2 protein-coding genes and 1 pseudogene are annotated in these 935 nt (G+C 41.2%); all 3 read left to right on the top strand.

Features of this window, described 5'->3' with window-relative positions:
* A pseudogene (locus ACFIKQ_RS09005) lies at positions 1–318 on the top strand (lysozyme); the annotation flags it as partial.
* Positions 315–542 (top strand): hypothetical protein, encoded by a 228-nt coding sequence (locus ACFIKQ_RS09010; protein ID WP_375656309.1) that lies wholly within the window; start codon positions 315–317, stop codon positions 540–542. The pseudogene ACFIKQ_RS09005 and the gene ACFIKQ_RS09010, both read left to right, overlap by 4 nt.
* A 131-nt stretch (positions 543–673) precedes the next feature.
* Positions 674–886 carry a hypothetical protein gene (locus tag ACFIKQ_RS09015; RefSeq protein WP_375635915.1) on the top strand — a complete coding sequence of 71 codons (213 nt, stop codon included), beginning with the start codon at positions 674–676 and terminating at the stop codon, positions 884–886.
* The last annotated feature ends 49 nt before the right edge of the window (positions 887–935 follow it).

A 935-nucleotide genomic window follows, 5' to 3' on the forward strand; every position in this document is an offset into this window, starting at 1 on the left:
GTCCCTGCCGAGCTACAGAAATGGACCAAAGCAGGCGGGAAGCGTCTTGAAGGTCTAGCACACCGGCGCGCAGCAGAAACAGGGCTATGGGCAAAAGGGGCTTATGTTTCCTCCAATTATCAAACAGTAGAAACGCAAGCACCAACGGGGATTTTCAAAGCAGAAGCACTTGCTCCGATTATTGGCTCTTTTTCTGGGCTTGGTGGTTTGTTAGCAGGCAATGGACCAATCCAATGGGCTTTGGCAACCATTATGGTTTTAGCCGCATGTGCTGGCATTTTCTTTGTTGCTAAACGCTTTCAGGAGCACCGCCTATGATCTTATGGATGAAAAGAAATCTGATGCTAACAGGCGCGGCTTTAGCCGCTTTTTTTATTGCATTAGCAAGAGCTTTTACTCTTGGGAAAAAAGCAGAGCAACAAAAGCAAACAGAAAAAGCTTTAAAAGCAGCCACAACACGGCTGGAGGTGGAAAATGAAGTTAATCAAAAAAGTGATGCTGATGTGCGTGCTGCTCTCTCTGACTGGTTGCGCGACAAATAAATATGCTTCTTCTTGTGTTGGCTGGTTGCCAATTTATTTAGACAAGAAAGATCTGAACGCCATCAGTTCAAACTTAGCAAGAGAAATTTTAAAGCACAATAATCTAGGTGAACGCGTGTGTGGGTGGAAACATGGCTAGAAAAAAAACACAAGACGATATAGAGCTTACAGAAGCAGAAAAAGAAATACTTCAAGAAATCATCATGACCTACAAAAGTGTAAAAGTGATGTCTCGTTATACGAAATGGATTGTACTCATTATACTCTTATTAGCGCTTGATTTTTCACGTATTATGGATGCATTAGTAAGTATTTTTACACAAAAACCAAATATCCGACTCTAAACATACTCTGAGACGCGCGAAATTCTTTAGAAAATGATTTCTTAATTTT

The organism is Bartonella sp. MR63HLJHH (assembly GCF_042194155.1).
GTDB lineage: Bacteria > Pseudomonadota > Alphaproteobacteria > Rhizobiales > Rhizobiaceae > Bartonella > Bartonella grahamii.